This window comes from Pseudomonas sp. M5A4_2d (genome assembly GCF_053345295.1).
The window spans coordinates 55,176-81,546 of record NZ_JBKEZW010000006.1; the positions used below are offsets into that span (position 1 = coordinate 55,176).

General features: G+C 62.9%; 29 protein-coding genes. 23 read left to right on the plus strand and 6 right to left on the minus strand.

Annotated features, from left to right (window positions below; translation table 11 throughout):
• Window positions 1-52 precede the first annotated feature (52 nt).
• The 5 genes from ACLBW8_RS15510 to ACLBW8_RS15530 are packed head-to-tail and all read left to right on the plus strand — an operon-like array spanning window position 53 to window position 4,550.
• On the plus strand, window positions 53-409 hold the full coding sequence (locus ACLBW8_RS15510) for a hypothetical protein (protein ID WP_064452929.1): 357 nt from the start codon (window positions 53-55) through the stop codon (window positions 407-409).
• Window positions 409-744 (plus strand): tetratricopeptide repeat protein, encoded by a 336-nt coding sequence (locus ACLBW8_RS15515; protein WP_447805753.1) that lies wholly within the window; start codon window positions 409-411, stop codon window positions 742-744. The genes ACLBW8_RS15510 and ACLBW8_RS15515 overlap by 1 nt, the downstream gene beginning before the upstream one ends.
• A complete protein-coding gene (gene sctV, locus ACLBW8_RS15520) occupies window positions 741-2,879 on the plus strand; it encodes a type III secretion system export apparatus subunit SctV (protein ID WP_447805754.1) in 2,139 nt (712 codons plus the stop codon). The genes ACLBW8_RS15515 and sctV overlap by 4 nt, the downstream gene beginning before the upstream one ends.
• Window positions 2,876-4,156: a type II and III secretion system protein family protein gene (locus ACLBW8_RS15525; RefSeq protein WP_447805755.1), complete on the plus strand. Its 1,281-nt coding sequence runs from the start codon at window positions 2,876-2,878 to the stop codon at window positions 4,154-4,156. Before sctV ends, ACLBW8_RS15525 begins: the two co-directional genes overlap by 4 nt.
• Before the next feature lie 13 nt (window positions 4,157-4,169).
• Window positions 4,170-4,550 (plus strand): hypothetical protein, encoded by a 381-nt coding sequence (locus ACLBW8_RS15530; RefSeq protein WP_447805756.1) that lies wholly within the window; start codon window positions 4,170-4,172, stop codon window positions 4,548-4,550.
• Window positions 4,551-5,080: 530 nt separating this feature from the next.
• Here ACLBW8_RS15530 and ACLBW8_RS15535 read toward each other — a convergent pair.
• On the minus strand, window positions 5,081-5,845 hold the full coding sequence (locus ACLBW8_RS15535; protein WP_447805757.1) for a tetratricopeptide repeat protein: 765 nt from the start codon (window positions 5,843-5,845) through the stop codon (window positions 5,081-5,083).
• Between the two features lie 48 nt (window positions 5,846-5,893).
• Here ACLBW8_RS15535 and ACLBW8_RS15540 point away from each other — a divergent pair, with 48 nt between their 5' ends.
• The 13 genes from ACLBW8_RS15540 to ACLBW8_RS15600 are packed head-to-tail and all read left to right on the plus strand — an operon-like array spanning window position 5,894 to window position 14,714.
• Entirely contained in the window at window positions 5,894-6,457 is a 564-nt protein-coding gene (locus ACLBW8_RS15540) for a type III secretion protein (RefSeq protein ID WP_221296109.1), read from the plus strand.
• Between the two features lie 12 nt (window positions 6,458-6,469).
• Window positions 6,470-6,712 (plus strand): hypothetical protein, encoded by a 243-nt coding sequence (locus tag ACLBW8_RS15545; RefSeq protein ID WP_064452923.1) that lies wholly within the window; start codon window positions 6,470-6,472, stop codon window positions 6,710-6,712.
• A gap of 9 nt (window positions 6,713-6,721) precedes the next feature.
• Window positions 6,722-7,156: a hypothetical protein gene (locus ACLBW8_RS15550; RefSeq protein ID WP_447805758.1), complete on the plus strand. Its 435-nt coding sequence runs from the start codon at window positions 6,722-6,724 to the stop codon at window positions 7,154-7,156.
• Window positions 7,157-7,160: 4 nt separating this feature from the next.
• The gene (gene sctJ / locus ACLBW8_RS15555; protein WP_259762370.1) at window positions 7,161-7,943 is read left to right on the plus strand and encodes a type III secretion system inner membrane ring lipoprotein SctJ; all 783 of its coding nucleotides are present in this window, start codon (window positions 7,161-7,163) and stop codon (window positions 7,941-7,943) included.
• On the plus strand, window positions 7,940-8,554 hold the full coding sequence (locus tag ACLBW8_RS15560) for a type III secretion protein (RefSeq protein WP_447805759.1): 615 nt from the start codon (window positions 7,940-7,942) through the stop codon (window positions 8,552-8,554). The genes sctJ and ACLBW8_RS15560 overlap by 4 nt, the downstream gene beginning before the upstream one ends.
• On the plus strand, window positions 8,551-9,135 hold the full coding sequence (sctL, locus tag ACLBW8_RS15565) for a type III secretion system stator protein SctL (RefSeq protein ID WP_447805760.1): 585 nt from the start codon (window positions 8,551-8,553) through the stop codon (window positions 9,133-9,135). Before ACLBW8_RS15560 ends, sctL begins: the two co-directional genes overlap by 4 nt.
• The gene (locus ACLBW8_RS15570) at window positions 9,132-10,454 is read left to right on the plus strand and encodes a FliI/YscN family ATPase (protein ID WP_447805761.1); all 1,323 of its coding nucleotides are present in this window, start codon (window positions 9,132-9,134) and stop codon (window positions 10,452-10,454) included. Before sctL ends, ACLBW8_RS15570 begins: the two co-directional genes overlap by 4 nt.
• A gap of 16 nt (window positions 10,455-10,470) precedes the next feature.
• Window positions 10,471-10,917 carry a hypothetical protein gene (locus ACLBW8_RS15575; protein WP_447805762.1) on the plus strand — a complete coding sequence of 149 codons (447 nt, stop codon included), beginning with the start codon at window positions 10,471-10,473 and terminating at the stop codon, window positions 10,915-10,917.
• Window positions 10,914-11,915 (plus strand): type III secretion system cytoplasmic ring protein SctQ, encoded by a 1,002-nt coding sequence (sctQ, locus tag ACLBW8_RS15580; RefSeq protein ID WP_447805763.1) that lies wholly within the window; start codon window positions 10,914-10,916, stop codon window positions 11,913-11,915. Before ACLBW8_RS15575 ends, sctQ begins: the two co-directional genes overlap by 4 nt.
• Entirely contained in the window at window positions 11,912-12,565 is a 654-nt protein-coding gene (gene sctR, locus ACLBW8_RS15585) for a type III secretion system export apparatus subunit SctR (protein WP_017137580.1), read from the plus strand. Before sctQ ends, sctR begins: the two co-directional genes overlap by 4 nt.
• A 10-nt stretch (window positions 12,566-12,575) precedes the next feature.
• A complete protein-coding gene (sctS, locus tag ACLBW8_RS15590) occupies window positions 12,576-12,845 on the plus strand; it encodes a type III secretion system export apparatus subunit SctS (RefSeq protein ID WP_003208314.1) in 270 nt (89 codons plus the stop codon).
• A gap of 6 nt (window positions 12,846-12,851) precedes the next feature.
• The gene (sctT, locus tag ACLBW8_RS15595) at window positions 12,852-13,664 is read left to right on the plus strand and encodes a type III secretion system export apparatus subunit SctT (protein ID WP_064452915.1); all 813 of its coding nucleotides are present in this window, start codon (window positions 12,852-12,854) and stop codon (window positions 13,662-13,664) included.
• Window positions 13,665-13,667: 3 nt separating this feature from the next.
• Window positions 13,668-14,714: an EscU/YscU/HrcU family type III secretion system export apparatus switch protein gene (locus tag ACLBW8_RS15600; RefSeq protein ID WP_447805764.1), complete on the plus strand. Its 1,047-nt coding sequence runs from the start codon at window positions 13,668-13,670 to the stop codon at window positions 14,712-14,714.
• Between the two features lie 82 nt (window positions 14,715-14,796).
• On the opposite strand, the gene ACLBW8_RS15605 is transcribed toward ACLBW8_RS15600, so the two are convergent.
• Entirely contained in the window at window positions 14,797-17,613 is a 2,817-nt protein-coding gene (locus tag ACLBW8_RS15605) for an ATP-binding protein (RefSeq protein WP_447805765.1), read from the minus strand.
• 535 nt (window positions 17,614-18,148) lie between these two features.
• Here ACLBW8_RS15605 and ACLBW8_RS15610 point away from each other — a divergent pair.
• On the plus strand, window positions 18,149-19,513 hold the full coding sequence (locus tag ACLBW8_RS15610; protein WP_262665234.1) for an MFS transporter: 1,365 nt from the start codon (window positions 18,149-18,151) through the stop codon (window positions 19,511-19,513).
• Window positions 19,514-19,583: 70 nt separating this feature from the next.
• Entirely contained in the window at window positions 19,584-20,711 is a 1,128-nt protein-coding gene (locus ACLBW8_RS15615) for an MFS transporter (protein ID WP_447805766.1), read from the plus strand.
• A 15-nt stretch (window positions 20,712-20,726) separates the two neighbouring features.
• On the opposite strand, the gene ACLBW8_RS15620 is transcribed toward ACLBW8_RS15615, so the two are convergent.
• The gene (locus ACLBW8_RS15620) at window positions 20,727-21,248 is read right to left on the minus strand and encodes a DUF3087 domain-containing protein (protein ID WP_447805767.1); all 522 of its coding nucleotides are present in this window, start codon (window positions 21,246-21,248) and stop codon (window positions 20,727-20,729) included.
• A gap of 126 nt (window positions 21,249-21,374) precedes the next feature.
• Between ACLBW8_RS15620 and ACLBW8_RS15625 the strand changes: the two genes are divergently transcribed.
• Together ACLBW8_RS15625 and ACLBW8_RS15630 are read left to right on the plus strand one after the other, a co-directional pair.
• Window positions 21,375-21,551 carry a hypothetical protein gene (locus ACLBW8_RS15625; protein ID WP_167353705.1) on the plus strand — a complete coding sequence of 59 codons (177 nt, stop codon included), beginning with the start codon at window positions 21,375-21,377 and terminating at the stop codon, window positions 21,549-21,551.
• A gap of 14 nt (window positions 21,552-21,565) precedes the next feature.
• On the plus strand, window positions 21,566-21,766 hold the full coding sequence (locus tag ACLBW8_RS15630) for a DUF6021 family protein (protein ID WP_128587971.1): 201 nt from the start codon (window positions 21,566-21,568) through the stop codon (window positions 21,764-21,766).
• Window positions 21,767-21,809: 43 nt separating this feature from the next.
• Here the strand turns inward: ACLBW8_RS15630 and ACLBW8_RS15635 are convergent, their stop codons facing one another.
• A complete protein-coding gene (locus ACLBW8_RS15635; RefSeq protein WP_064452909.1) occupies window positions 21,810-22,046 on the minus strand; it encodes a DUF6555 family protein in 237 nt (78 codons plus the stop codon).
• A 120-nt stretch (window positions 22,047-22,166) separates the two neighbouring features.
• Between ACLBW8_RS15635 and ACLBW8_RS15640 the strand changes: the two genes are divergently transcribed.
• On the plus strand, window positions 22,167-23,000 hold the full coding sequence (locus ACLBW8_RS15640; protein ID WP_447805768.1) for an arylamine N-acetyltransferase family protein: 834 nt from the start codon (window positions 22,167-22,169) through the stop codon (window positions 22,998-23,000).
• A 105-nt stretch (window positions 23,001-23,105) separates the two neighbouring features.
• Here the strand turns inward: ACLBW8_RS15640 and ACLBW8_RS15645 are convergent, their stop codons facing one another.
• Together ACLBW8_RS15645 and nuoN are read right to left on the minus strand one after the other, a co-directional pair.
• Window positions 23,106-24,701, minus strand: a complete 1,596-nt coding sequence (locus tag ACLBW8_RS15645) for a gamma-glutamyltransferase family protein (protein WP_447805769.1) — start codon at window positions 24,699-24,701, stop codon at window positions 23,106-23,108.
• Between the two features lie 201 nt (window positions 24,702-24,902).
• Window positions 24,903-26,366 (minus strand): NADH-quinone oxidoreductase subunit NuoN, encoded by a 1,464-nt coding sequence (nuoN, locus tag ACLBW8_RS15650; RefSeq protein WP_053256846.1) that lies wholly within the window; start codon window positions 26,364-26,366, stop codon window positions 24,903-24,905.
• Window positions 26,367-26,371 lie beyond the last annotated feature (5 nt).

Here is a 26,371-nt window from a genome sequence, read left to right on the forward strand (position 1 = left end):
CGACCGACATCCCCACCCTTGACGATGCCCCATTCCTGACACAGGCCCACGCATGAAAGTCGAACCCCGCCCGTTGATTCCCAGTGATGTGCGCAGCGCGCCGGTCGAGGCCGTTCGCGCGGTCAATTCACGCCAGGCCACCGCCTTCGAAGCGGTGCTCAAGACTCGCAAAACCCAGACCCGGCGCTCCCTGCGCGGTGACCTCGAAGCACTCACCAGCGCCGCCGGTGTTGATTCGTTGCTGTTCGGCAGCGCCCGTTCCCTGGAGTTGCTGGAACACGTGATGGAACACCTGCTGCCGACGCTGGACGCGGAGCCTGCAATTAAAGCGCTGGCCCACGACCTGATCCGTGAAGAGATCGACATGCGCCGCAACCTCGAACAGCAACGCTCGGAGGTACATGCCTGATGGCCCGCGATAACGACGACGCCGTGCAACTGCTCAAGGGCATTGGCGAGCTTTACCGGCGCAATGGCCAGTCCCAACGTGCGTTGGTGATGTTGCTGATTGCGGTCAGTGTCGCGCCCCATGACGGCGTGTTGCTGCGTTCGCTGGTGCTGGCGTTTACCGACAGCGGCGACGCCACCCGCGCGCTGGGTGCGCTCGACCGCCTGGTGGAGCTGGAAGGTGAGTCTGCCAGCCTGTTGCTGCTGCGTGCTCGCGCGCTGTGGTACGGCGAGCGCAAGGACGAAGCACGTCAGTGTTTCAAACGCTACCTGGCCGCACGCAGGGCCGGCGCATGAGTGCACTTAACCGCCTGAACACCCTGGCGCGCATGGCGGCGCAGCGCACAGACGTGATCATCGTCGCGTTCATGCTGATGGCGATTGTGATGATGATCATCCCGCTGCCCACCTACCTGGTGGACATGCTGATCGGCCTCAATATTGCCCTGAGCATCCTGATTCTCATTGTTGCGTTCTACATCGGCCACTCCGTGGAATTTTCTGCGCTGCCGCCGTTGATCCTGCTCAGCACACTGTTTCGCTTGTCGTTGTCCATCACCACCACCCGCTTGATCCTGCTGCACGGCGATGCCGGGCATATCGTCAAGGCTTTCGGTGACTTTGTGATCGCAGGCCAGGTGGTGGTCGGTATGGTGGTGTTCCTGATCATTACCGTGGCGCAGTTCGTGGTCATCACCAAGGGCGCCGAGCGTGTGGCGGAAGTGGCCGCGCGTTTCACTCTGGACGCCATGCCCGGCAAACAGATGAGCATCGACAACGACCTGCGCAATGGCGATATCGACCAGGCCGAAGCCCGTCGCCGGCGCTCGCGCCTGGAGCGTGAAAGCCAGATGTTCGGCGCGATGGACGGCGCCATGAAGTTCGTCAAAGGCGATGCCATCGCCGGCCTGGTGATTCTTGCGGTCAACCTGCTGGGTGGCATGCTGATCGGCATGATCGAACGCGACATGCCGTTCGGCGTGGCGGTGCACACCTATTCGCTGCTGACGGTGGGTGACGGCCTGATCGCACAGATTCCGGCGCTGTTGATTTCCGTGGCGGCAGGCACCGTGGTCACCCGCGTCAACAGCGACGGTGAAGCCGGTGACCTGGGCAGTGAAATCATCAAACAGCTCGGCGCCAGCTACCGTGCACTGGGCCTGACCGCGTTGATCATGATTGGCGTCAGCCTGTTGCCGGGCTTTCCCACCTGGGTGTTTCTCGGGTTGTCCGCAGCCTTTGGCGGTGCGGCGTTCGTGATGTATCGCCGGCATACCCGCCAGCCCCAAGGCGAGTTGGAAGCGTTGGTCGAGACGCCGGAACCGCTGCTCGAAGCCCAGGCCGAACTGGACGACAACCTGCTCCCCGAGACCCGCGTGCTGCTGACCCTCGGCAGTGGCGTGTCCCAGAGCGCGCCCCGCCAGTTGCTGCGCCAGCGTGTCGAAGCGCTGTGCCACGACCTGCGCACCGACCTCGGCGTGGATGTGCCGGTGCCGGGCATCTACATGGAGGCCAAGGCCACGCCCGGCAGTTACCGCGTATCCCTGGAAGGTGTGCCGGTGAGCGAAGGTGAACTGCCGATCAACTGCCTGCTGTTGCAGGACGATCCGGTGCATGTGCAACTGCTGGACATCGTCACCGTGCAAGCCGATTCGCCGCTTAACGGTCGCAGCGCCCATTGGATCGAGCGCCAGCACGAAGAGACCTTGCGCAACGCCGGCATTGGTTTCCTGCTGCCCGATGAAGTGTTGCGCGGTGTACTGGAACGCAGCCTGCGCCGGTATGCCGCCGACTTCCTCGGCATCCAGGAAACCCGTCTGTTGCTGGAGCGCACCGAAGCCACTTACGGCGAACTGGTGAAAGAAGCGTTGCGCCTGGTGCCGTTGCAGCGGGTTGCCGAAACCTTGCGGCTGTTGGTCGGTGAAGGCGTGTCGATACGCAACCAGCGCGCCTTGCTCGAAGCCATGGTGGAGTGGGGCGCGCGCGAAACCGACGCCGGGCGCCTGGCCGAACACTTGCGTGCGGCATTGGCACGCCAGATCAGCCATCACTACGCAGACCGTAATCGCGTGATCGGCGCGCTGGTACTGGCGCCGGGTCTGGAAGACCAGTTGCGCGCATCCCTGCGCCGCCAGGAGGCCCAGCGCGAATTGATCCCCGAAGACGTCAGCCGTGCCTTGCTCGCCCAGCTGCGCCAGGCCTGCGAGAACACGCGTGAGGTCAACAGTGCGGTGTTGCTGGTGCACCCGGAGCTGCGCCGCAGCCTGCGTCGGCTGGTGCTGCGCGGCGAATTGGAGCTGGCGGTGCTGTCGTTCCGCGAGCTGGCCACCGAATACAACCTGCAAGCGTTGGTGACCATCAGCCTTACTGATATTTCGAACCGCCGTGCGCCTGCCACGGCCTCCGTCACTTCCCTGGCGTCTGCCTCATGATGCGTTTTTGTGTGTTGTTGCTCGCTTTGATCTCGTGTGCCAGCCAGGCCCAGGAGATTGCCAATGGGGCCGGGGGCTCGATCAACCTGGCGTCCGGTGAGGGACGGATTTTGCATTTTGCCGCGCCGGTGGATTCGGTATTGGTGGCCGAGCCGAATGTGGCCGATCTGCAGGTGGTGTCGCCCGGTACGCTCTATATCTTCGGCAAGGCGCCGGGCAATACCAGCCTGATCGCCCTCGGCAACGACGGCAAACAATTGGCCAGCCTGACCTTGTCCGTCAGCAGCGGCACCCAGGCGGTGACCACGCCGATGCAGGAACTGCACCCCGGTAACGGCGCGCAGATTACGGGTGCCGGCAACCGCCTGATCGCCAAAGGCACCGTCGGTTCGGTGGCCGAAGCGACTGACCTTAACGCGCTGCTTAACCCTCAGGGCCAAGGCTTTCAGAGCGCGATCAACACCACCGAATACGCCGGCGCAGCCCAGGTGAACTTACGGGTGCGCTTTGCCGAAGTGTCCCGTTCCGAGCTGCTGCACTACGGCGTGAACTGGAACGCGATGTTCAATAACGGCACGTTTTCCTTTGGCCTGATCACCGGGGGGCCGTTGGCGGCGGCGACGGCAGGTGGTTTGGCGACCGCAGGCACCGGCTCGGGCAATGTGAATATCGACGGCATGCTCGACGCGCTGCAGGCCAACGGCATTTTGCAGATCCTCGCCGAACCGAACATCACCGCCATGACCGGCCAGACCGCCAGCTTCCTCGCCGGTGGCGAAGTGGCGATTCCGGTGCCGGTCAACCGGGACCTGGTGGGCATCGAGTACAAGTCATTCGGCGTGTCGCTGCTGTTCAACCCGACCTTGCTGCCCAACGGCCGCATCGCCCTGCAAGTGCGCCCGGAAGTCAGCAGTGTGGTCAGCGGCGGCACCGTGGATTTCGGCAACTTCCATGTGCCGTCCTTCAGCGTGCGCCGTGCCGATACGCGCGTGGAAGTCGGCAGCGGGCAGACCTTTGCCATTGCTGGGCTGTTCCAGCGTCAAAGCAGCCAGGACATCGAGAAACTGCCGCTGTTGGGTGACTTGCCGATCCTCGGCAACCTGTTCCGCTCCAAGCGCTTTCAGCGCAATGAAACCGAGTTGGTGATCCTGATTACCCCGTACCTGGTGGAGCCGGTGCGCAGCCGCACGCTCGCCACGCCCCTGGACGCACAATCGGCTACCGCAGCGGCCACCGGACCGCGCAGCGGCGGGGCGTTCGGTTTCTACATGAATTGATAAGGGGCCTGCCATGACTGCTTTGCGTATGTTTATGCTGTTGCCCCTGGCTCTGATGGGTTGCCAGACCCACTTGGCGCCGGTGTATTACTCACCGGAATACCGGGCGGATGGTTTGCCGAGTCAGTGCCAGCAACCGGCGGCCAAGGATGCGATCGGGCTGGATGAGGATTTCAAGCCGACCTTGCCGTTGGGCTGTGCGAACAATTTGAATTTGATGCAGATGGTCGAGCGCAAGCAGGACCTGAACCAGGGCCGCGCCACGGGACCTGCCATGGCCGCGCCTGTGGGGCGTGCGGCGCAGGTGTATATCGAAGGGTTTGATCGTGAGCAGTTGCAGCGGCGCAAGGATCAGCAGGAAGCCAAGGCCGGCGCTACCGGAGGTCAGCAATGATCGCGCGTACGCCGATGTCCTGTGGGAGCAGGCTTGCTCCCGAAAGCGGCCTCATCGCCGATCACTCTCCAACTGATGCACCGCGCTCCAACTGTGGGAGCTGGCTTGCCTGCGATAGCGGCCTCATCGCCGATCACTCTCCAACTGATGCACCGCGCTCCAACTGTGGGAGCTGGCTTGCCTGCGATAGCGGCCCCATCGCCGATCACTCTCCAACTGATGCACCGCGATCCAACTGTGGGAGCGGGCTTGCTCGCGAAAGCGATGTGTCGGGCGCCGGGGATCTTTGGTCGGCGTACATATCCATTGCTGCGGTAACGGCCGCCTGCGGCTCCGTCCTTACAGCGGGTCACTTTTGGAAAGCCCGGAAGCCGGCCCAGCCAAAAGTAACCAAAAGGTCTTCGCCCTACCACTCGGCACCTCGCCAGGGCTCGGTGTGCCCTCACGCAGGCTTGAATCCGTGGGCCGCCGCACTGGGCCATCCTTGGCACAGTGCGGCTAACCCGGCGTCCCGCCGGGCTAATCCTGCATCAACGCGGATCAACCAGCCCCAGTTCCTTGGCCTGCGCCATCGGATCACTGATTGCCTTGATGCGCTTGGCTTCGATCACCAATCGCGCGCGCTCGGCGGCGGGAATATCGTCCAACGGCAATCCGGCAACCTTTTGCTCATAGCCCGCCAGCACCATCACCAGCAGCTCATTACGCTGATGCCGGGGCAGGGCGCGGGGCGACTGAGTGACGGGGGCAATGGTGTCCAGCGCCTGTTGCGACTGCCCGCCGAGGGCATAGGCCAGGGCCAGGTTGCAGCGGCTGTCGAGGTCGTCGGGTTGCAGGCTGAGGCTTTTGGCGAAGGCGGTTTGTGCCGCAGTGGCCTGGCCGTTCAGGACTTGGGCGATGCCCAGGCGGGTGTAGGCGACGGGCAGGTGGCTGATGTCGGCAGCCTGGCCCAAGGCAGTCACGGCGCGTTGGGTTTTGCCCAACTGCAACTGCGCAGTGCCGAGACCGAGCAGGGCGTCGGCGTTGTGGGCGTCCAGGCCCAGCGCTTGCTGGTAGGCGCGCTCGGCGCCCAGCGCGTCCTTGGCATCGAGCCTGGCCTGGCCGAGCTTGAGCCACAACTCGATGCCGGCCCCCGGTTGCTGGGTGGCGCGCTCGTACAACGCAGCCGCGCTGGCGTAGTCGCCGCGCTTGCTCAGGTCGTCGGCCAGTTGCAGGGACTTGTCGGAATCGGTCGCAGGTTTGCTGGAACAGGCAGCCAGCAGCAGGGTACTGGCAAGCAGGAAATTCTTGGTCATCGTCACAACTCGTCGGGCGAAGGCGCAGGCCATGTAAGCATATTTTTGCTGGCGCTCCTATGTCTGTTCAGCGCTGGTTTTGCCCACGCTGGCGAAGAGCCCGAATGGTTTTCCAAACCCTACGCCTACGTGCTGGTCGATCAGGATGTGCGCAGTGCGCTGGAAGAATTCGGCCATAACCTCGACGTGCCCCTGGTGCTCTCGGAGAAGGTGCGCGGCAAGGCCCGCAGCACTATTCGCGCCGCCACCGCCGGTGAGTTTCTGCAAACCCTGTGCAGCACCAACGGCCTCACCTGGTACTTCGACGGCAACCTTCTGTACCTCAACAGCAGCGACGAGATCAGCACCAAATTGTTCAAGGCCAGTGCGCTGAACCTCGACCAGTTGCAGGGCTATCTCAATACCCTCGATGTATTCGGCCAGCAACTGTCGATGCGCAGCGGCCCCGAGGGCGATGAAGTATTCGTGACCGGCCCGCCGCCGTACCTGGCGCTGGTGCAACAGCATGTGGATCACCTGCAACCCACGGCCGTGGCCGCCCCGGTGGCGCGCGAGCGCGGTGTGCGAGTGTTCCGCGGCGCGCAAGTCAGTACCGAAACCCCAACCCAGTAAAGGAGCAGCACCATGTCCGTAACGGCCGTAGACACTAACCTCGCCCCCGGTGGCGTCAGCCCTGAAGCCAAGTTCAACGCCGCAGTGGATAACGCCAAGTCGGCGGATAAACCGGCAGATACCACGGACGCGGACGACGCCAAGTTCAACGATGCGTTGATCACCCAGGCCGTCACCATCGGCGGCCAGTTCATCATCATGCCGAAGATGCAGGAACTGCTGAACGACGCCATGTCCGATGACGACGAAGAGTAGGAAGCCCCTATGACTATCAGTCTCGCCGCTGGCGCCACGGCCTTGCCGCCGTCCGCCGGTGCGGGGCCCGCCGGGGCCTCGCAGAACCTGTTCGAGCACATGGCCAACACCGCCAAGGGCATGCCCGAGGGCGCGAGCCCGCACCAGATCGGCTCGGGCCTGATGGAACGCATGAACAGTTTCATCGACCGTACGCGGGCCTTTTCCGAGCGTGCCGACCTGCTCACCAACAACTCGTCGGCACCGCCGCCGGCCTCGGCTGAGATCCGCACCGCGAGTGCTTCACCGTCTGCTGAGCCTGGGAAAAAGGTCGGCGAGCAACAGGTCGATCAGATCGTCCATTCCCTGGGCAAGATGTTCGACTACTCCATCGAAACCCAGATGGTGGTGCGCGGTGCGACGCAGATTTCCGGTTCCGCCAACACGTTGCTCAAGGGTCAATAACACCATGCCAAGCCCAAACCGCGCACTGCGTCTGTTGCTGATCGGCCTGCTCGCCAGCCTGCTGCAAGCGTGCAACACCGACCTCTATACCAACCTCAGCGAACGCGATGCCAACGCCATGGTCGCGGTGCTGCTGCGCGGTGGGATCCCGGCGGAGCGCAAGACCCAGGACAACGGCCAGCTCAAAGTGGTGGTCGACGAGGAGCGCTTCGCCGAAGCCATGACGCTGCTCGACAACGCCGGTCTGCCGCAACAGAGCTTTTCCAATATGGGCGAGGTGTTCAAGGGCAATGGCCTGGTGTCCTCGCCGGTGCAGGAGCGGGCCCAGATGATTTACGCCCTGAGCGAAGAACTGTCGCACTCGGTGTCGCAGATCGACGGCATCGTCGCCGCCCGTGTGCACGTGGTGCTGCCGGACAACGACTTGCTCAAGCGCGTGATTTCACCGTCTTCGGCCTCGGTGCTGGTGCGCTACGACCCGGGCACCGACATCAACACGCTGATCCCGCAGATCAAGACGCTGGTCGCCAACGGTATTTCCGGCCTGAGCTACGAAGGCGTCTCGGTGACCGCGATCAAAGCCGCCGTCGCCATCAGTCAGAACCCGGCGCAACCACGGCTGGCCCGCTTTATGGGCTTGTGGCTGCTGGAAGACAACCTGCCCCAGGCCCGCTTTATGTTTGGCAGCCTGCTGCTGGTCGCCCTTGGCGCTCTCGGGGTACTCGCCCGCCAGCACTGGGCGCGGCGCCAGTCCCAGGCGTTGTATGTGCTCAAGGAGGGTGAATGAGCGTGGTGGAGCGCTGGCAAGGATTGATCGCCGAGCCTTTGCAGTTTGTGCGTGGCCCCAGCCTGGGCGCGTGCTTCGCGGCTGATTTGCCGGATGACGTGCTGCACGCCCTGCAGGGCCAGCCGCGTTTTCGTCAACGCCTGGAGCAGTTGCTGGTCAGCCATTACCAATTGGCGCCCCTCGCGCAGTTGGTCACCCCACAGGTGGCTGATCTGCCGGTATTGCTGCTGTCACCTGCGCAATTTGCTCGCTTGCCGAGGTTGTGCGGCGCCATCTGGCACGGCGCGACGTTGAGCCGGGAGATCCGACGCGACGTGGTCCAGGCGTTGCGTGAAGGCCTGGGCGCGGAGGTCTTCGTTCAGGCCCTGGCCTTGCGCCAACTCGGCGGTGCGGCGGATTTGCTGCGTGAGCCTGCCGAACTGATCGAGGCGATCGACCGTGACGGCCACGGCTGTGTTGCCGCGTGGCTGCACGCCCAGCACGCCGATTGGCGGGGTTGGCTGCGTTTGCGTTTCGACTTCCCCAAGGGCTACAGCGCGCGGTTGCCGCGTGACCTGGAGATCGTACAGGCCGCCGCCGCGTGCCTGCTGGCCGAGGACATCACCCCATGAGTGAATTACCGAGCCGCCCCACGGCGCGCATTTTGCGCGCTGAAGACGCCGCGCTGTGGAGCGATGGTTTTGCCTTTCTGCAGGCAGCCAAAGCGCAGGCCGAGCAAATCAAGGCCGACAGTGACCAGTGGCTGCAAGCCGCCCGCGCCGAAGGCTTTGAAAGCGCGCGGCAAGAGGGCGCCGAACACGTCGCGCAATTGCTGGTGCACACCCAGTCTCAAGTGCAGCAGTACTTGAGCAGCCTGGAGGCGTCGCTGGCCGACCTGGCGTTGGGCATCGTGCGCGAAGTGCTGGGCGACCTGGACAGCGCCGATCGTGTGGCGCGGTGTACGCGTCAGGCCTTGAGCGCGTTCCGCCAGGACCAGGCCTTGACCCTCTGGGTGCCGCCGGCCGAGGTCGATGCCCTGCGCCAACGCTTGACGCTTGAAGGCCTGGCGATTGCCGTGGCCGCGGATGAACAACTGGATGCCGGCCAGGCCCGCCTCAGCAGCCCGGCCGGCTCGGTTGAACTGGGCGTGGAAGCCCAATTGCAAACCCTGCGCCGCAGCCTGCTGCCCTTTGCCGAAGAAGGTGTGACATGAACCTGGAGCAGTTGCTGCCACGCCTGACTGAGCGCCTCACCCAGACACGCCTGCGGCCGATGCACGGCACTGTGTTGAGCATTCGTGGTGTGCTGTTGCGCGCCAGTGTCGCCGGGGCGAGCATCGGTGAATTGTGCCAATTGCGCGACCCGGTCAGTGGCCGCAGCTTGAGTGCCGAGGTGATCGGCTTTGAGGGTGACGAGGCGATTCTTTCGCCCATCGGTTCCATGGAGGGCCTGTCCACCCGCACACAAATCACCGCCACCGGCGAGACCCTGGGTGTGGCCGTCGGCGACGCGCAGCTCGGTCGAGTGATCAGCCCCATGGGCGACTTCCTCGACGGTGACGGCCTAACGCCGACCCTGGCCTTGCAACATTACCCGTTGCACGCTGAACCACCGGCACCGTTTTCCCGGCAATTGATCGTGCGCTCCATGGCCCTGGGCATTCGTTCTATCGACGGCTTGCTGACCCTGGCCCAGGGCCAGCGCATGGGCATCTTCGGCGAGCCAGGCGTGGGCAAGTCGTCGTTGCTCGCCAGCATCATCCGCAACAGCGAAGCCGATGTGATCGTGATTGGCTTGATCGGCGAAAGGGGCAGGGAAGTGCGCGAACTGCTCGACGTGCAACTGGATGCCCCGGCACGTGCGCGCACGGTAGCGGTGGTTGCCACCTCTGATCGCCCGGCGGCCGAGCGCGTGCGGGCTGCGTTTGTCGCTACCGCCCTGGCTGAATATCACCGCGACCAGGGCCGCAACGTGTTGCTGTTGATGGACAGCCTGACGCGTTTTGCCCGCGCCCAGCGCGAAATTGGTTTGGCCGTGGGCGAACCACCGACCCGTCGCGGGTACCCGCCGTCGTTTTTCTCGATCTTGCCGCGTCTGCTGGAACGCGCCGGCCCCGGCCCCACCGGCAGCATCACCGCGTTGTACACCGTGCTCACCGAAGGTGACGCCGCGAGTGATCCGGTGGCCGAGGAAGCCCGCTCGATCCTCGACGGGCACATCGCCCTCAGTGCCGAACTGGCCCAGCGTAACTACTTCCCGGCAGTCGACGTATTGCGCAGCCGTAGTCGCCTGATGGAGCAAGTCGCCGGTGAGGAACACAAGCGCCTGGCCCTGCGCATTCGTGAGCTGATGGCGCGCTACGGCGAGATCGAAATGTTGATTCGCGTGGGCGAGTACGCCGCCGGCAGCGACCCGTTGGCCGACGAAGCCATCGCTCGCCACGCCGCTATCGAAGCCTTCTTGCGCCAGAACGCGGATGAACCCAGCAACCTGGAACACACCTTGATCCGCATGCGCCAGGTATTGGCATGACACAGGAGCGAACCCCATGAAAACCGACCAACTGCGCACCCTGCAAACCTTGCGGGTACTGCGTGAACAACGGGCCGCCAGCCAGTTGGCTGCCCAGCAGCAGCGCTGCGAGCACACCCATGGCGTATTGACCGACGCCAAGGAGCAATTGCGCCGGCACCGTGAAGCCATCGCCGAGGAAGCCCGCCAGGTGTATGCGTCCCTCACCGAAGGCTTGTCGGTAGCCAGTTGGCAGGCGGCCCAGGAGCGTTTGCGCGGTCTGTCGGATGACCAGCAGCAGCTGGAAAACGACGTGACCCACGTGTCCACTACCTTGCAAAGCCAGGAGCGCGAGCGTGACCTGTTTCGCCAGGAACGCCTGAGCCGCCAGCGCCGATCCGACGCCTGGCAAAGCCTGCTCGACGGCCGTGAAAGCGATGAACGCCGTATCGGCGAGCTGCGTGACGAAGGCGTTGGCACATGATTGCAGCCCTTGCCGTTCCATTGACGCCGTGGCTGACGCACTACGACCCGGCCTTGCTCGCACTGCATAACCAACTGCACCGGCGCCGTCGGGCCTGGCAGGGCCGATGCGCCGGGCAAGACCTGCGGGTGAGCTGGGCCGCAGCCGCAGCCACTTTCAATAGCCCGTGCGAGGTGCCGCTCTTGCTCGGCCGCGCCCCGGTGCGCCTGCGCCTCTCGGCCGCTGCATTGGAGCAGGTGCTGGTGCCGCTGGCGCTGCAGTTCGATGTGCAGTTGCTGCCCTCGTTGCCGCGTGCGTTGTTGCTGGAATTGGCGGTGCTCGACTTGATCGAGCGCCTCGAGCCGCTGCTGGGTCATTCGGTGCAGCTGCTGGAGGCCACCGACGTGCCGCGAGATTACGCCGTGCACCTTTCGCTTGAGCTGACCTTTGGCAATCAGCCGGCCATGAGCGCGCACCTCGATCTGAGCGAAGGCGCCGCCGTGCTCATCGCACAGTTGCTCGACCAATATGGCCAGCTTGAACCGGACCCGTTGCCCGCCCTGCGCCAGACCCTGGCGCTGGTCGCCGGGCGGCAGTCGCTGACCCTGGGTGAACTGCGCAGTTTGCGCCCCGGCGATGTGCTGATGCTTGAACAAGGCTCGGGCTTGTTGCTCGACCTGGACGGGCGCCTGCAGGCCCGCTGCCAATACCAGGGTGAGGTCTTGCGTGTGCAGGAAGAATTGAAAACGCCCCTTTTGGACATGGAGAACACGATGACTGAGGTTGATGCTGCTGTGGCCCTGGATGACCTTCCGCTCAAGCTGGTGTGCCAGGTCGGCAGCCTGGAACTGACCCTGGCGCAATTGCGTGAGCTGGGGGCGGGCAGCCTGTTGCAGCTCAATACGCCCGACGTCGACAGCGTCGACCTGATGGTTAACGGGCGCCGCGTCGGCCAGGGGCAACTGGTGAAAATCGGTGACGGCCTGGGTGTGCGGCTGCTGAGTTTTGCCACTCCATGACCGGTTATCAGCCGAATCTGATCGAGATTATCCTGGTCGTTGCGACGATCGGGTTGATCCCGTTGGCGGTGGTGACGCTCACCGGTTTCATGAAGATCTCGGTGGTGTTGTTCCTGATCCGCAACGCCCTCGGGGTACAGCAGACCCCACCAAACCTGGTGTTGTACGGCATTGCGCTGATTCTGTCGGTGTACGTGACCACGCCCTTGATCGGCGATATGTACCGGCAGGTGGAGGGGCGCGATCTCAACATCGAACATGTGGAGCAACTCAAGGACTTGGGCGATGCGCTGCGCCCGCCGTTGCAGGCGCACCTGAAGCGCTTCGCGAATGAGTCCGAGCGTGGCTTTTTTGTGCAGGCCACGGAAACCATCTGGTCGCCCGAGGCCCGTGCCGACCTGCGCGATGACGACCTGGTGGTGCTGATCCCGGCGTTTGTCAGTTCGGAACTCACGCGCGCCTTCGAGATCGGTTTTTTGCTGTACATCCCGTTTTTGGTGGTGGACTTGCTGGTGTCCAACGTGCTGATGGCCATGGGCATGTCGATGGTCTCGCCGAATTTGATTTCGATCCCGTTGAAGATTTTTTTATTCGTGTCGCTGAGTGGCTGGTCGCGCTTGATGCACGGTTTGATTTTGAGCTACGGCTGAGGCACGACCCATGGGCCAGGATGTTTTCCTGTCATTGATGAAACAGGCGCTGATGACCGTGCTGATGCTCTCGGCACCGGCGCTGGGGGTGGCGATTATCGTGGGGTTGAGCGTGGGACTGTTCCAGGCGCTGACGCAGATCCAGGACCAGACCCTGCCGCAGGTGGTGAAGCTGGTGGCGGTCCTTTTGACCATCGTGTTCCTCGGCCCGGTCCTGGCCGGGCAAGTGGCGGAGTTGGGGAGCCAGGTGCTTGACAACTTCCCGCTGTGGACGCGCTGACTGCCTATGGATGCCAGCCTTACCGCGCAGTTCCTGGAAGTCGCCTACCCGGTGATCAGCGCCGCTTCGCTCGCCGCCTGCCGGGCCATGGGCGTGGTGGTGATCACCCCGGCCTTCAACCGTCTGGGCCTCACGGGGATGATTCGTGGTTGTGTGGCCGTGGCCATTTCCATCCCGATGTTCTTCCCAGTGTTCGAAGCACTGACCGCCATGCCCGAGCATGGCAGCGTGTTCATCGCCGGGTTGCTGATCAAGGAGTTTTTGATCGGCATTCTGATCGGCCTGTTGTTCGGCATTCCGTTCTGGGCGGCAGAGGTGGCGGGGGAGTTGATCGACCTGCAGCGCGGCTCGACCATGGCGCAGTTGGTGGACCCGCTTTCAACCGGGGAATCGAGTGTGATGTCGACCTTGTTGACGGTGATGCTGATCACGCTGTTTTTCATGTCCGGCGGTTTTATCCTGATGGTCGACGGTTATTACCACAGCTACCAGTTGTGGCCGGTGACGGCGTTTACCCCGGTATTTGCCAGCTCGGCGCTGCTGGCGGTGCTGTCGATCCTCGACCAGATCATGCGCGTTGGCGTGCTGATGGTTTCCCCGTTGCTGATCTCGCTGCTGATTACCGACTTGATGCTCGCCTACCTGTCGCGGATGGCGCCGAACCTGCACATTTTCGATTTGTCGTTGCCGGTGAAGAACCTGTTTTTCTCGATCCTGATGGTGATCTATATCGGCTTCCTGATCCCCTTGATGCTCGACCAGTTGGCGGAGTTTCGCGGCACCGTTGAACTGCTCAAAACCCTGGCAGGCATGGAGTAGCCCATGGCCGATACCAGCGAAGAGAAATCCCAGCCGGCCACGGACAAAAAGCTCAACGACGCCCGCAAGAAAGGCCAGGTCGCCAAGAGCCAGGACCTGGTGTCGGGCATGGTCATTCTGTTCTGTACCTTGTGCATCTCCATCCTTGCGCCCCGGGCCATGGCGCAGGTCACGGCGCTGATTGACCTGACCGCGCAAATCTATATCGAACCGTTCGCCACCGTGTGGCCCCGGGTGCTCGACCATGCCGAACAATTGATCATCGGGATCACGCTGCCGGTGATGGCGGTGACCACCGGTGTAGTGATCCTGACCAACCTCATCACCATGCGCGGCTTTGTGTTCTCGGTGGACCCGATCAAGCCCGAGTTCAAGCGCGTCAACCCGGCGGAGGGCATGAAGAAGATCTTCGCCCTGCGCAACCTGGTGGAGTTCATCAAGGGGCTGGTCAAGGTGCATGTATTGGCGATCGCGTTTTACGTGGTCGGCAAGCACGCGTTGCAGGCGCTGATGGAGTCGTCACGCTGTGGTGCCGAGTGCATGGAATCGACGTTTTTCCTGGTGCTCAAACCGCTGGTGTTCACGGTGCTGTGCGCGTTTCTCACGGTGGGCGCCGTGGATGTGCTGATGCAGCGCTGGTTGTTCGGGCGCGACATGAAGATGACCCGCAGCGAAACCAAGCGCGAGCGCAAAGACATCGACGGCGACCCGCTGATCAAGAGCGAACGGCGCCGCCAGCGCAATGAGATGCAGGCGCTGGCCACCAAGCTGGGCCTGGGCCGGGCGTCGATGATGATTGGCACCACCGATGGTTGGGTGATTGGCGTGCGCTATGTGCGCGGGGAAACGCCGGTGCCGGTGATTGTGTGTCGCGCATCACCGGAAGAGGCCTTGTTGATGTTGCAGGAAGCCTACGATCTGGGGATTCCCCATGCGCCGGACAAATCCCTGGCGGCGGCTATCGCCAAAAAAACCGTGCCCGGCGACCCCGTGCCGGATGCGTCGTTCCAGGCCGTGGCCGATTGGCTTGTCGCTGCGCGCCTGATCTGACCCAACCTAAATCAATCTGTGGAAGGGCTGTTGTGGTGAGCGGGCTTGCCCCGCTCATTCCAGCCAGTCCAAGTTCAGATACCTAGCGGTGCTGGAAGCGGGGCAGCGAGGCCACGCGCAATTTGGGCTCCTGCAGGCGTGCCAGGTCGGTTGCAATCTGCGCGCGCCAGAAGTGCGCACCCGCCAACTGTGCATCCACCCAGGCCTGGCGCAGCATGACCTTGGCCTTGTCCTCTGAACCGTAGTCGCCCTGGCGCAGGATCAGTTGCGCCTTGATCCGCAGCATCTGCGGCACAAACCAACGCTCATGGCGGCCGACAGCCAATTGCAGGGTGTCTTCCAGCACTTCCAGGGCGAGTTTCTCCAGGCCCAGCCGCGCCAGGCCCAGGGCGTATTCACAACGCAGCAGGCTGTAGAGCTGGGTGTCGCCCTGGCCTTGCAAATGGTGCAGTGCCTCGCCCAGTTGCGGCACGCCTTCTTCCGGCGAGCCTTGGCGGATCAGCAGGATGCTTTCGAAGCACCGTCGAAATTGCCGCCAGATATGCAGGTCCTGGCGGGTGGTGCTGTCTTGCAGCAGGCCAAGGTAGTAGTGCATTTTTGGCAGGTTGGAGGTGAGCAGTGCCAGTGGAATTGCGCCCAGGCACAGGGTGTACCAAAGGGTTGCCGGGTGGTCGAGTGAGACCGCTTCGTCGACGCAGGCGCCGATCAGGCGCAGTGCCGGGTCGACATCGCCTTCCAGCAATTGCACCTTGGCCTTGAGGCAACGGGCGGCGATGCGCTGGTCAAAATGCACGTCGATGATGTGCGAGCGCGGCGCCGACGGTGAGCCGAGCGCTTCGTCGATATTCTGTCGCGCGCCCTGCAGATCGCCCATATGAAACAGCGCCACGGCGCGCATGCGTTTGCCGAGCAATTGCTGGTTGCCGCTGCTGTTCAAGGCAATATAACGCTCGGCCAGTTCCAGGGCTTCGGCATATTGGTTGCAACCACAGCGGTCGGTCCACAGGCCCCACAAGGCGCGCATTTTGTGTTCGGCATCGCCGAGGTCGCGGGCGTCTTCACAAACTTGGCGCCAGGCTTCGCGCATCTCCCCACCGGTGCCGTAAGTCAGCATCAGCACACTGGCCAGGGCAGTGTGCAGCAGCATGCGCTGGCGCAGCGGCAAGGGGGAGATGGCGTTGCTCGCCAGGCCTTTGGCGACCCAGGTGCGGCATTCGCTGACCAGCGACAGGCGCAGCCACAGCGGCACGCTGACCAGGGTCAGTTCGATCGCGAGGGGCAGGTCGCCGTTGGGTGAATAGGCCCAGTCCAGTGCCGAGCGGATGGTGCTGTTCTCGGGGCCGTAGAGGGCAACCCAGGTTTCCGGCGACAGGCCATCCAGGGTCTGCCCGGCTTCCTGCAACATGCCGAGGGCATACCGCGCGTGACGCAAGCTGGTGGCATTGACTTCGCCATGTTCGGCCAGTTTTTCCAGGGCATAGGCGCGGGTGGTTTCCAGCAGGCGATAGCGCTTGAGCAACTGCGCTTCACCGGTGATCAGCAATGACTTGTCCATCAGGCTTTCGAGCAACGGCAGGGCGTTGCGTGGGTCCAGGCTGCTGCTGGTCGTCATGGCCTTGACCGCATCCAGCGTGAAGGAGCCTGTAAACACGGCCAGTTGGCGCAACATCGCCTGCTCGTCGCCAGTGAGCATCGAGTAGGTCCAGTCCAGTGTGGCGCTGAGGGACCGGTGACGGGCGAGGGCGGTGCGCCGGCCGGTCATTTGCAGCCGAAAGCTGCCGTCGAGCAGGCCGACCAGATCCTGAATACCAAAGGTGCGTACCCGTGCGGCGGCGATCTCGATCGCCAGCGCATTGCTGTCGAGTTTGCGACAGATGGCGCTGACCGCCGACACATCGGCGTCGTTGAACTCAAAGTCGGGGTCGAGGGCGCGCACGCGTTCTACAAACAGGCGCACGCCGGACCAGGCCAAGGCTTCGCTGGCGGACAGGTTGGCCTGTTCGTCGGGCACTTGCAGCGGCGCCAGGTCGTGCACCCGTTCGCCCTCGGCGCGCAACGGTTCGCGGCTGGTGGTCAGCACGTAGCATTGCGGGGCACTGCGCAGCAGGGTTTCCACGGCGTCGGCGGTGGCCGGCAACACGTGTTCGCAGTTATCCAACACCAGCAGCAAGCGGCGTTCGGCCAGGGTTGCGGTGATGCTGTGCAGCGGGTCATCGCTGATCGTCTGGATGCCCAGGGCGCTGGCGAGCATGCCGGCCACCCATTGCTCGCTGGTGGCGGGCGCCAGGTCGACGAAGCAGGTGTCCAGCTTGAACGCACTGGCCAACTGGTGGGCCACCGCCATGGCGACGGTGGTCTTGCCGATGCCACCGGGGCCGGTGAGGGTGACGAAACGCTGGCTGAGCACCTGGTCGGCGAGGCTTGTGATCAACGTGTCGCGGCCTATCACTTCGCAGGGCGGCCGCGGCAGCGTGGATTCCTCTGCCCGGGCATAGGGTACCGGCAGGGTTTCTTCACTGCAGGTTTGCACGGTAACCGGCGCCACAAAGCGATAGCCTCGGCCCGGCACGGTGACGATATAGCTGAAGTTGCCGTCGTCGCCCAGTGCCCGGCGCAGGGCGACGATCTGCGCGCGCAGGTTGCATTCCTCTACGACCACCTTGGGCCACGCGAAGGCGATCAGTTCGGCTTTTTCCAGTAATTCACCGGCGCGGGTCACCAGCGCAATCAACAGGTACAGCGCGCGGCTACCCAGCGTCACGGGTTCGCCGTTGCGCAGCAACACGTGCTGCCTTGCCAGTAACAGAAAGGGGCCAAAGCCGAGGACACTCTCGGCGGGTGCCAGGGTCGGGTGGTCTGCGTCCATACAGGACACTGCGTGGTTCTTGCTCGAGCTCATCAATTCGTCCTTTTTATAGTCGGGCGTGTGATTGGCGATCAGGCCATTCGCCCTCTTTGGGGTACAGATGTGCAGCAGCAGTCTTGGAAAGTTGATGTCGATCAAAAAGTCGGAAAGGCCGCCCTCCTTTGGGGCGTGGTCGTTGTTATGGGGGTGTCACGCGTCCTGTTTCAGAGGATGAGACTGTCTCAAACCTGAAACATTTTATTACCGGAAATAGGCATAAAGCAGAATGTATGCCAGTTGGCATGTAACAAAGATGACAACAACCGCATGAAATTTATGGTGATTTTTAGGGTCGTCGGCAACGTTGCGATGGCTTCGTTCGGAAACACGAATATTTCTAATTGTGTCGTTCGGGATGCCGACTAAAACGGTGAAGGTTTGGCGGTAATTGACCGGCATTGATTGTTGAGTTGAGGGTCAGTGAACACCTTCGTTGAACATGAAAATTCCGACAGCCAGGCAATTGGCCACTGAAAAAAATCCCCGCTGCCCGTAATCTAGAGGCCTTTGTCACCTGTGCGGATTGTTCATGTCCTCTGTTGCCGATGGGTTGCCCCTCAACAAACGCCTGCCCGCCGTGATCGCCATCTCCCTGGGGATCGGCATGGCGACCCTCGATACGGCCATCGTCAACACGGCGTTGCCGACCTTGGCCGAAGGCATCGGCACCGACTCGGCCTCAGTGATCTGGGTGGTCAACGCCTATCAGTTGGCGATTATTGCCACGGTGCTCCCGTTCGCGTCGTTGAGTGATGTGCTGGGGCACCGCCGCGTGTATCTCGGCGGGTTGCTGCTGTTTATTGTCTCGTCGCTGTTTTGCGGGCTGGCCGGGTCGCTGTTGACCCTGACGGCCGCGCGGGTGGCACAAGGGCTTGGCGCGGCGGCGGTCATGAGCGTGAACACGGCGTTGCTGCGGCATATCTACCCCTCAAAAATGCTCGGGCGCGGCTTGGGCTATAACTCGTTGGTCGTGGGGTTGGCGTTCACCCTCGGGCCCACTGCCGCGTCGGCGATTCTGTCGGTGGCGACCTGGCACTGGTTGTACCTGATCAACGTGCCGTTGGGTTTGTTGGCGTTGGGCCTGGGTCTGCGTTCATTGCCGACGCTGCCCATGACCGGGCATGCCTTCGACCGCGTTGCCGCGTTGCTGTGTGCCGGGTTGTTTGCCCTGTTGGTGCTCGGGCTGGGTACGGCAGTGCACGGTGCCCAAGGCGCGTTGACCCTCGGCCTGATCGCCGTGGCGCTGGTATGCGGCGCGTGGTTGTTGCGTCGGCAGGCTGGACACCCGGCGCCTATGCTGGCCCTGGACTTGTTCAAGCGGCCGGTGTTTGCGCTGTCTTCCCTCACGGCCATCTGTGCATTCAGCGCCCAGGGCCTGGCGTTTGTGTCGTTACCGTTCCTGTTGCAGGCAGTCCTTGGCCATAGCCAGGTGGAAACCGGTTTTCTGATGACGCCGTGGCCCGCCGTGGTTGCGGTCATGGCATTGGTGGCGGGGCGGCTGGCGGATCGGGTGTCTTTGGGCGTGTTGTGCGGTATTGGCCTGTTGATGCTCAGCGTGGGTATGGCTGCGCTGGCGACCTTGGGTAATGAGGCGTCAGCCTTTGACATCGGCTGGCGTATGGCCCTGTGCGGCGCCGGTTTCGGCTTCTTCCAATCGCCCAACCTCAAGGCGTTGATGACCAGCGCACCGCTCGCGCGCAGCGGCGGGGCCAGTGGCATCGTGGCGATTTCACGCCTGTTGGGGCAAACGCTGGGTGCGTCGTTAGTGGCGTTTTGTTTCCATCTGTCACTGACCAGCGGCCCGAAATATGCGTTATGGCTGGGTTGCGTGTTTGCGCTGGTGGGCAGTGTGGCCAGCGGTCTGCGTTTGCTGCCCTATGGGAAAAAAGCGTAACAGGTCGTTGTAAAAGCAGCGTCGGCAACGCTAACGTGGCGGCCTGAATGTTTCGGGATATTTCAGATTTATGTCCAGCCTGGCCCAACGCACTGCTGATAGCACGTCCCGACGCGCCGCACTGACCCTTGCGTTATGCCTGCCCAGTGACGTGTTGCTGTACCTGCTGCTGCCCATGGAGTCCCAGGCCTTCGGCATCACGTTGGCCCAGGCCGGGGTGTTGCTGGCGGCCAACCGCCTGGTGCGGATTTTCGGCTACCGACATGTCTTGAATTTCTATGCGCGTAACGGCGATCGCCTGACCTGCATGATCGCCGCCGGCGCGGCGACGGTGTGCGCTTTGGGCAATTCGATGTTGTCGGGTTTTGCCGCATTGTTGGGGTTGCGGCTGATCTGGGGCCTGTGTTTCGCCGCGTTGAACCTGTCGACGCAAGTGTTGGCGACTTCGGAACCTGCGGGCGCAGCGCGCAGGGCCGGGCGCTCACGGGCGGTGATTGCCCTGGGGCCGATGCTGGCGCTGCCGCTGGGCGGCTGGTTGACCTTATGGGCCGGGCCGCGTCCGATCTTCCTGATTCTCGCAGGCTGTTGCCTGATGGGCGTGTGGGCGGCGCGCGGTTTGCCCACCAGCGGGCATGATTTGCACAGCACGGGGCGCCGCTTCAAGTGGCCGGACAGCGTAGCGACCTGGTCATTTATCGAAGGCGTGGCGCTGGACGGGCTGTTTATCTTTGGCCTGTCGATCCAGGCCCAGAAGATGCTCGGCGGCGACGCGGTGCTGATCGCCGGTGGCTTGATGGCCCTGCGCTATGCCTCGGAAATGCTCCTGAGCCCACTGGGTGGCCGGGCGGCGCAACGCTTTGGCGCCACCTCGATGCTGCTGCTGTTCTCGTTTTTGAGTGCCTTGGCCCTGACCGCGTTCGGCAGTTATTGGGTGATCGTCGGCGCGGCGGCAGTGCTGGTGTTACGCGCGTTGCAACTGCCGCTGGTCACCACCTTGGTGGCCGAGCGCAACCCGGGCTCGATGCGCGTTTCGGCCCTGGCGTCCAATGCGGTGTGGCGCGATGTCGGCGCTGGCCTCGGGCCGCTGATGGCGGGCCTGTTGCTGCCGGTGGCGTCGGCGCCCTGGGTGTTTGGCCTGGCGGGTGCAGCGATTGCGGTGAGCGCGGTGTTCTGCTGGCGGGCAAAGGTCAGCGCCTGACTGAGGCGTGCGCGCTCAAGCGCTTTTAAAACGGTCCATCCATGCCGGGTCGAAGCGGGTTTGCTCGGTGTCGATCCCCAGCGCCTGCATCTTTGCCTTATGCGCGTCGATTTCACCGACCAGTTGCGCCTGGGCGCTGGAATTGGCATCCAGCTCATGCATCTGTGTTAGCCCCAGGTGGTAGAACCGCAGCACCTTGATCGCCGTCGGATCGTTGGCTTGCACGCGTTCAGTGACCTTGTGCATCACATTGGTCACGCTCATCAGGCTGCGTTTGAGCCGCCAGCCATATACCGCGGGTGCAAGCCAGGGTTGGGTCCAGAACGGTCCGCGGATCAGCGCGAGCGTGATCAATACCCCGGCAAACACGCCGCCGACATTGAAGCGAAAGTTATCACCGCCGGGTTCGCCGAACAGCATCACTGCCAGGCTCGACAACAGCATCGCCAGGGCGATGAACAGCACGGCCACGATAATCGTGCTGCGTCGCGTTTGTTGGCGGTAGGTAACAGGGTCGCAGGGTTTGAGCTCGAACATCCGGGTCAGGTCTCAAGAAGAAGCGGGGTGGCATCTTCGCATGCTTTGGGCAAACAAGTTGAACGATGGCGCCTGGCGCTTTCTCTAATTCCAGGTAGGCCACCAACCCCCGTGAGGTGAACCACCATGCCCGACTACAAACAACCACCGCCTGGTACGCCCAACCCTGACCGCACACCCGGTGAGGAGGAGCGCGACAACGATGCGTTGCGCCCCAACGACCCGGCGGAGCGTCAGGACGATGATGAGGAGCAGGTTGAGCAAGACCTGGAAAACCTGCATGACAAAGCGCGCCCGCTTTAACTAAGGAGGTTGTCGTGACTAATCCCCCAAAAGGCCCGCGATCCAGCGAGCACGCCAGCGGCAAGGATGAACTGGGCTTCGACCCGGATTCCCCCGACGTGGCCGACCCTCAGGTTGACCCGATTGGCCCGGCTATCGCGCCCTTGGACAAGGGCAAGAAAGAACCGGCCGAAAAAAAGCCGCCCTACGATCCGTTGGGCGACTTGAAGAAGTAAAGCCAGCCCCGCTGTTGCGGGGCGGGTGCTTGCGTGGACGTATTTACTTGGGTGCAACCCAGATGACGTCGGTAATGCCGAACTTCTCCGCCCAGGGGCGGGTGGTTTTTTTCACCTGTTCGTGACCCACGCGCCCAATGCGGCTGACATGCGCGATGTCGGCGTCGACCGCCGCCCAATGCCAGGCCTCGGCGTTATTCATTACCTCGGCGCGCACTACAAAGGACTTCGGTTGACCGTGCAGCTGATACTGGATGGTGTAGATTTTTGCGGTACTCATGTTGCCTCCCTGTCTTGTTATAGATGGATAGGCAAGCGTTCAAAAAGGTTCACTCAAAATGACAAGTCGCACACTGTCGCGGCATAGTGACGGCTTCGCCCTGCGCTAAAGGATCGCGCCATGCCCCGTCTGACTCACAGCCAGCTCTATCTGCAACGCCTGGGCTATGACTCGCCGCCAACGCCCACACTGCAAACCTTGCAGGCGCTGCAATTGCGCCATGTGTGCACCTTCGCGTTCGAGAGCCTGTCGACGTTGCTGCGCTCCCCGGTGCTGATTGATTTGCCCAGCATCGAGCAAAAAGTGCTGCTGGAGGGACGCGGCGGGTATTGCTTCGAGCTGAACCACCTGTTTCTGGCGCTGCTGCAGGAATTGGGCTTTGACGCGCGAGGCCTGACCGGCTGGGTCGTGATGGGCGGGCCGCCTGAGGCGCGCACCGGGCGTACCCATCGCCTGAGCCTGGTGACACTGGATGGCGTGCGTTACGTGACCGATGTGGGCTTTGGCGGCATGGTGCCGAGCAGCCCGTTGCAGCTGGACACTGAAGCGGTCCAGGCCACTGCTCATGAACCTTATCGCCTGACGTTCAACGGCGCCGACTACACCCTGTGGACCCAAGTGGGCGAGGAGTGGCGTGGTTTGTATGTGTTCGACCTGCAAGTGCAGGCGGACATGGACTACCTCATCGGCAACTGGTACGTGTCGACGCACCCGGCGTCAGTCTTTGTCGGGCAGTTGAAGGCCGCGCGCCTGGCACCGGGCAAACGGCATACGTTGAACAATGCCAACTATGCGCTTCACAGTCTCGACCAGCCGAGCGAGAAGCGCGCCATCGAGAGTGCCGAGGAGCTGATGACATTGCTGCATGAAACCTTCGGCATTCGCCTGCCGGCCCATCCGCAGCTTCGCGAGACGCTTGACGGCTTGGTGCTAGCAAACTCACAGGCGTCTTGAGATAGAGCCTTCGCTGAACCGTTTTACCTCCAGGCCGATGCACACAACCAAGTGACCTGAGCGCTGTTTTTGACAGCGCTCAGGTTTGCGCAGCGGTGAAGCGATCTAATACGCCGCAATCAATCCATCTTTGCGCGGATCGGTTCCCCCCACATAGCCATGCCGGGTGCGCTGGATGATCTGAGCGCCGCCAAATGCGAACACGCCGCTGGGGTCTTCGAAGTCGATGAGGTGGCCTTTGGCACGCAGAGCCTGCGCCAGCAGTTGATCGAACTCACGCTCCACGGATACCTGCAGGCCGGCTTCGATCCTCCAGCGGGGTGCATTGGCGGCGGCTTGCGGGTTCTGTTTGTAGCGCAGGATGCGCAGCATCATTTGCAAGTGCCCTTGTGCCTGCATCGGCCCGCCCATTAAGCCAAACGCCATCAGCGGCGTTCCATCGGCATTCATGACGAAGCCTGGGATGATCGTGTGAAACGGGCGCTTGCCCGGTGCGACGGCATTCACATGGCCTGGCTCAAGGGTGAAGGCTGCGCCGCGGTTCTGCAGGCTGATACCGGTGCCTGGCACCACAACGCCCGAGCCGAAGCCCATGTAGTTGGACTGTATGAACGACACCATCATGCCGTTTTCGTCTGCCGTCGATAAACACACCGTACCGCCCGCTTTGGGTGAGCCGTGGCCGGGGTTGGCGGCGTGTTCGCTGACTCGCGATGCTCGTTCCGCCAAATAGGTCGGGTCGAGTAATTGCGCAGGCTTGACCTGCATATGCTCGCTGTCGGTGACGTAATGCTGGAGATCGGCCAACGCCAATTTCATTGCTTCCAACACCGGGTGCAATGTCTCGACGCTGTCCACCGGATGCTTGCCGACACCCAGCGCTTCAAGCAGGGTCAGCCCCGCCAAGGTGGCGATGCCTTGTCCGTTGGGCGGCAATTCATGCACCACTGCGCCGGCGTAAGGCACCGACAGGGTCTCAACCCATTCGACGCGGTGAGTCGCCAGATCCTCCAGGCTCATGACACTGCCATTGGCGCGGGCATGGGCAATGATGGCGTGGGCCAGTTCGCCACGGTAAAACGATTCGCCCTGGGTGTCGGCGATGCTCTTCAGGGTGTTTGCATGATCCTTGAGCCGGACTTTCTCACCGGCTGCAGGTACTTTGCCGCCGGGTAAAAAGCACTCGGCAAAACCCGGCTGGTCCTTCAGTTGCTCGGCACCCAGGCGCCACAATTCGCTGATGATGGGTGTGACCTGATAACCGTCCTGCGCATAGGCAATCGCCGGTTCGGCCAGGGTGGCAAAGGGCAATTTACCGTAGCGTTCGGACAACGCGACCCAGGCTGACACCGCACCCGGTACGGTCACCGAGCCCCAGCCGCGCTGCGGCATTGCGGCGTGGCCAGCGAAATGCTCGGGTGTCCAGCCTGCCGGCGAGCGGCCGGAGGCGTTCAGGCCCTGCAGCTGTTGCCCGTCCCAGACGATGGCGAACGCGTCGCTGCCAATGCCGCAACCGGTGGGTTCAACCACGGTCAGCACCATGGCTGCGGCGATGGCTGCGTCGATGGCATTGCCGCCTTTGCGCAGCATCTCCAGGCCCGCCTGAGCGGCCAGGGGCTGGGAACAGGCGACCATGTTGTTGCCCATCACAGGTGAGCGCGCGGACGCGTAGGGTTGGCTGTAATCCAGATCATCAAACATGCATGGCCCTCTTTCGGCAGTGGTCAGTTGTTGCGGTCCGGGGTGTCACGTCAACCGTCCCCCAGCAGGTTGAAACACAGGATAGTTGCTCACCGCTGGCCCGGCTGGCAGCAACGCCGGCTCGCTGACTCAATACGGTGTTGCAGAATGCAAAACGGCGCCCGAAGGCGCCGTTTTGTTGACTAACGTCCCGCTAGGCGATCAAACGCCCAGCACCGCGTGCTGCACCAGGGTGAGCAACGGTTGTGGGTACACACCCAGGAAGAACGCGAGCAAGGCGATTGCCAGCAGCATCACGCCACCGGCTTTCTGTTCCCAGTGCAGCTCGGCGTCCACGCGGCGCAGGTTTGGCTCGATCAGGTACAGGGTGACCATCACGCGCAGGTAGTAGAACACGCCGATGGCGCTGCCCAGTACCAGGGAGGCAACCAACCACCACTCGTGCGCTTCAACGCCGGTAGCGACGATGTAGAACTTGCCGATAAAGCCCGCGGTCAGCGGGATGCCGGCCAGGGACAGCATCATCACGGTGAGTACGGCGGTCAGGTACGGACGGCGCCAGAACAGGCCGCGGTATTCGTACAGGGCGTCGGCGTCACGGCCTTTGTACGGCGAGGACATCAGCGTGATGACGCCGAATGCGCCGAGGCTGGTGATGACGTAGGTGACCAGGTACACGCCAATCGCTTCCACGGCCAGGCCTTTGCTCGCCACCAGGGCGATCAGCAGGTAGCCGAAGTGGGCGATGGAGGAGTAACCGAGCAGACGCTTGAGGTTGTTCTGGGTCAGGGCCAGCAGGTTACCGAACAGGATCGAGGCAATCGCGATCACGGTCAGCACGTTGCTCAGCACACCGGTGTTGGCGGCAGGGGAGATCTGGAACAGACGCACCATCACCGCAAACACTGCAACCTTCGATGCTGTGGCCAGGAACGCAGCCACTGGCGCCGGGGCGCCTTCGTACACGTCTGGGGTCCACAGGTGGAATGGCACCAGGGACAGCTTGAACGCCAGGCCGATCAACATCATGGCCAGGCCCAACTGGGCGATTGGCGCAGGCATGCTGGTAGTCGCCAGGGCGTGGCCGATACCGGTGAAGCTCAGGCTGCCGGCTTCTGCGTAGAGCAGGGCCATACCGAACAACAGGAACGCGGAACCGGCGGCCGACAGCACCATGTACTTGATGCCGGCTTCCAGGGAGCGCTTGTTGAAGAAGGCGTAGGCCACCAGGCCGTAAGTCGGGATCGACAGCAGTTCCAGGCCGATGAACAAGCCCGCCAGGTGCTGCGCGCTGACCAGCACGATGCCACCGGCCGCAGCCAGCAGGATCAGCAGGTACAGCTCTTCCTTGTTGCCCGGGTAGCCGGTGCCGCCTTCGCCGAGATAGGCATGCGCGAGGGTCACGCAGGCCAGGGTAGCGACGAGGATCAACGCGATATACAGCAGCGCGAAGTCATCGATCATCATCAGCGGGGTCACGGCCAGTGGCGCGACTTTAAGGGCCGGGATGATCGACAGCAGGGCCAGGTTCAAACCGGCACAGGACAGCAGGAACGTCTGCGAGTGATTGCGGCGCCAGGCGATCGCCAGCATCACCACAACAATGGTGAGGCTGGTGATCAGCAGCGGCGCAAGCGCGATAAAGTGTTGGATCGTGAATTCCATAGCGC

What these genes read in the sequence shown, in the direction of transcription:
- sctL (WP_447805760.1), top strand. Translation starts at nt 8,551, where the DNA reads ATGAGTGAATTACCGAGCCGCCCCACGGCGCGCATTTTGCGCGCTGAA.
- ACLBW8_RS15535 (WP_447805757.1), bottom strand. Translation starts at nt 5,845, where the DNA reads ATGACCAAGAATTTCCTGCTTGCCAGTACCCTGCTGCTGGCTGCCTGT.
- sctJ (WP_259762370.1), top strand. Translation starts at nt 7,161, where the DNA reads ATGCCAAGCCCAAACCGCGCACTGCGTCTGTTGCTGATCGGCCTGCTC.
- ACLBW8_RS15605 (WP_447805765.1), bottom strand. Translation starts at nt 17,613, where the DNA reads ATGAGCTCGAGCAAGAACCACGCAGTGTCCTGTATGGACGCAGACCAC.
- ACLBW8_RS15510 (WP_064452929.1), top strand. Translation starts at nt 53, where the DNA reads ATGAAAGTCGAACCCCGCCCGTTGATTCCCAGTGATGTGCGCAGCGCG.
- ACLBW8_RS15640 (WP_447805768.1), top strand. Translation starts at nt 22,167, where the DNA reads ATGCCCCGTCTGACTCACAGCCAGCTCTATCTGCAACGCCTGGGCTAT.
- ACLBW8_RS15525 (WP_447805755.1), top strand. Translation starts at nt 2,876, where the DNA reads ATGATGCGTTTTTGTGTGTTGTTGCTCGCTTTGATCTCGTGTGCCAGC.
- ACLBW8_RS15570 (WP_447805761.1), top strand. Translation starts at nt 9,132, where the DNA reads ATGAACCTGGAGCAGTTGCTGCCACGCCTGACTGAGCGCCTCACCCAG.
- ACLBW8_RS15515 (WP_447805753.1), top strand. Translation starts at nt 409, where the DNA reads ATGGCCCGCGATAACGACGACGCCGTGCAACTGCTCAAGGGCATTGGC.
- ACLBW8_RS15545 (WP_064452923.1), top strand. Translation starts at nt 6,470, where the DNA reads ATGTCCGTAACGGCCGTAGACACTAACCTCGCCCCCGGTGGCGTCAGC.
- ACLBW8_RS15575 (WP_447805762.1), top strand. Translation starts at nt 10,471, where the DNA reads ATGAAAACCGACCAACTGCGCACCCTGCAAACCTTGCGGGTACTGCGT.
- ACLBW8_RS15645 (WP_447805769.1), bottom strand. Translation starts at nt 24,701, where the DNA reads ATGTTTGATGATCTGGATTACAGCCAACCCTACGCGTCCGCGCGCTCA.
- sctQ (WP_447805763.1), top strand. Translation starts at nt 10,914, where the DNA reads ATGATTGCAGCCCTTGCCGTTCCATTGACGCCGTGGCTGACGCACTAC.
- ACLBW8_RS15550 (WP_447805758.1), top strand. Translation starts at nt 6,722, where the DNA reads ATGACTATCAGTCTCGCCGCTGGCGCCACGGCCTTGCCGCCGTCCGCC.
- ACLBW8_RS15560 (WP_447805759.1), top strand. Translation starts at nt 7,940, where the DNA reads ATGAGCGTGGTGGAGCGCTGGCAAGGATTGATCGCCGAGCCTTTGCAG.
- ACLBW8_RS15620 (WP_447805767.1), bottom strand. Translation starts at nt 21,248, where the DNA reads ATGTTCGAGCTCAAACCCTGCGACCCTGTTACCTACCGCCAACAAACG.
- ACLBW8_RS15600 (WP_447805764.1), top strand. Translation starts at nt 13,668, where the DNA reads ATGGCCGATACCAGCGAAGAGAAATCCCAGCCGGCCACGGACAAAAAG.
- sctS (WP_003208314.1), top strand. Translation starts at nt 12,576, where the DNA reads ATGGGCCAGGATGTTTTCCTGTCATTGATGAAACAGGCGCTGATGACC.
- nuoN (WP_053256846.1), bottom strand. Translation starts at nt 26,366, where the DNA reads ATGGAATTCACGATCCAACACTTTATCGCGCTTGCGCCGCTGCTGATC.
- ACLBW8_RS15615 (WP_447805766.1), top strand. Translation starts at nt 19,584, where the DNA reads ATGTCCAGCCTGGCCCAACGCACTGCTGATAGCACGTCCCGACGCGCC.
- ACLBW8_RS15530 (WP_447805756.1), top strand. Translation starts at nt 4,170, where the DNA reads ATGACTGCTTTGCGTATGTTTATGCTGTTGCCCCTGGCTCTGATGGGT.
- sctV (WP_447805754.1), top strand. Translation starts at nt 741, where the DNA reads ATGAGTGCACTTAACCGCCTGAACACCCTGGCGCGCATGGCGGCGCAG.
- ACLBW8_RS15635 (WP_064452909.1), bottom strand. Translation starts at nt 22,046, where the DNA reads ATGAGTACCGCAAAAATCTACACCATCCAGTATCAGCTGCACGGTCAA.
- sctR (WP_017137580.1), top strand. Translation starts at nt 11,912, where the DNA reads ATGACCGGTTATCAGCCGAATCTGATCGAGATTATCCTGGTCGTTGCG.
- ACLBW8_RS15625 (WP_167353705.1), top strand. Translation starts at nt 21,375, where the DNA reads ATGCCCGACTACAAACAACCACCGCCTGGTACGCCCAACCCTGACCGC.
- ACLBW8_RS15610 (WP_262665234.1), top strand. Translation starts at nt 18,149, where the DNA reads ATGTCCTCTGTTGCCGATGGGTTGCCCCTCAACAAACGCCTGCCCGCC.
- sctT (WP_064452915.1), top strand. Translation starts at nt 12,852, where the DNA reads ATGGATGCCAGCCTTACCGCGCAGTTCCTGGAAGTCGCCTACCCGGTG.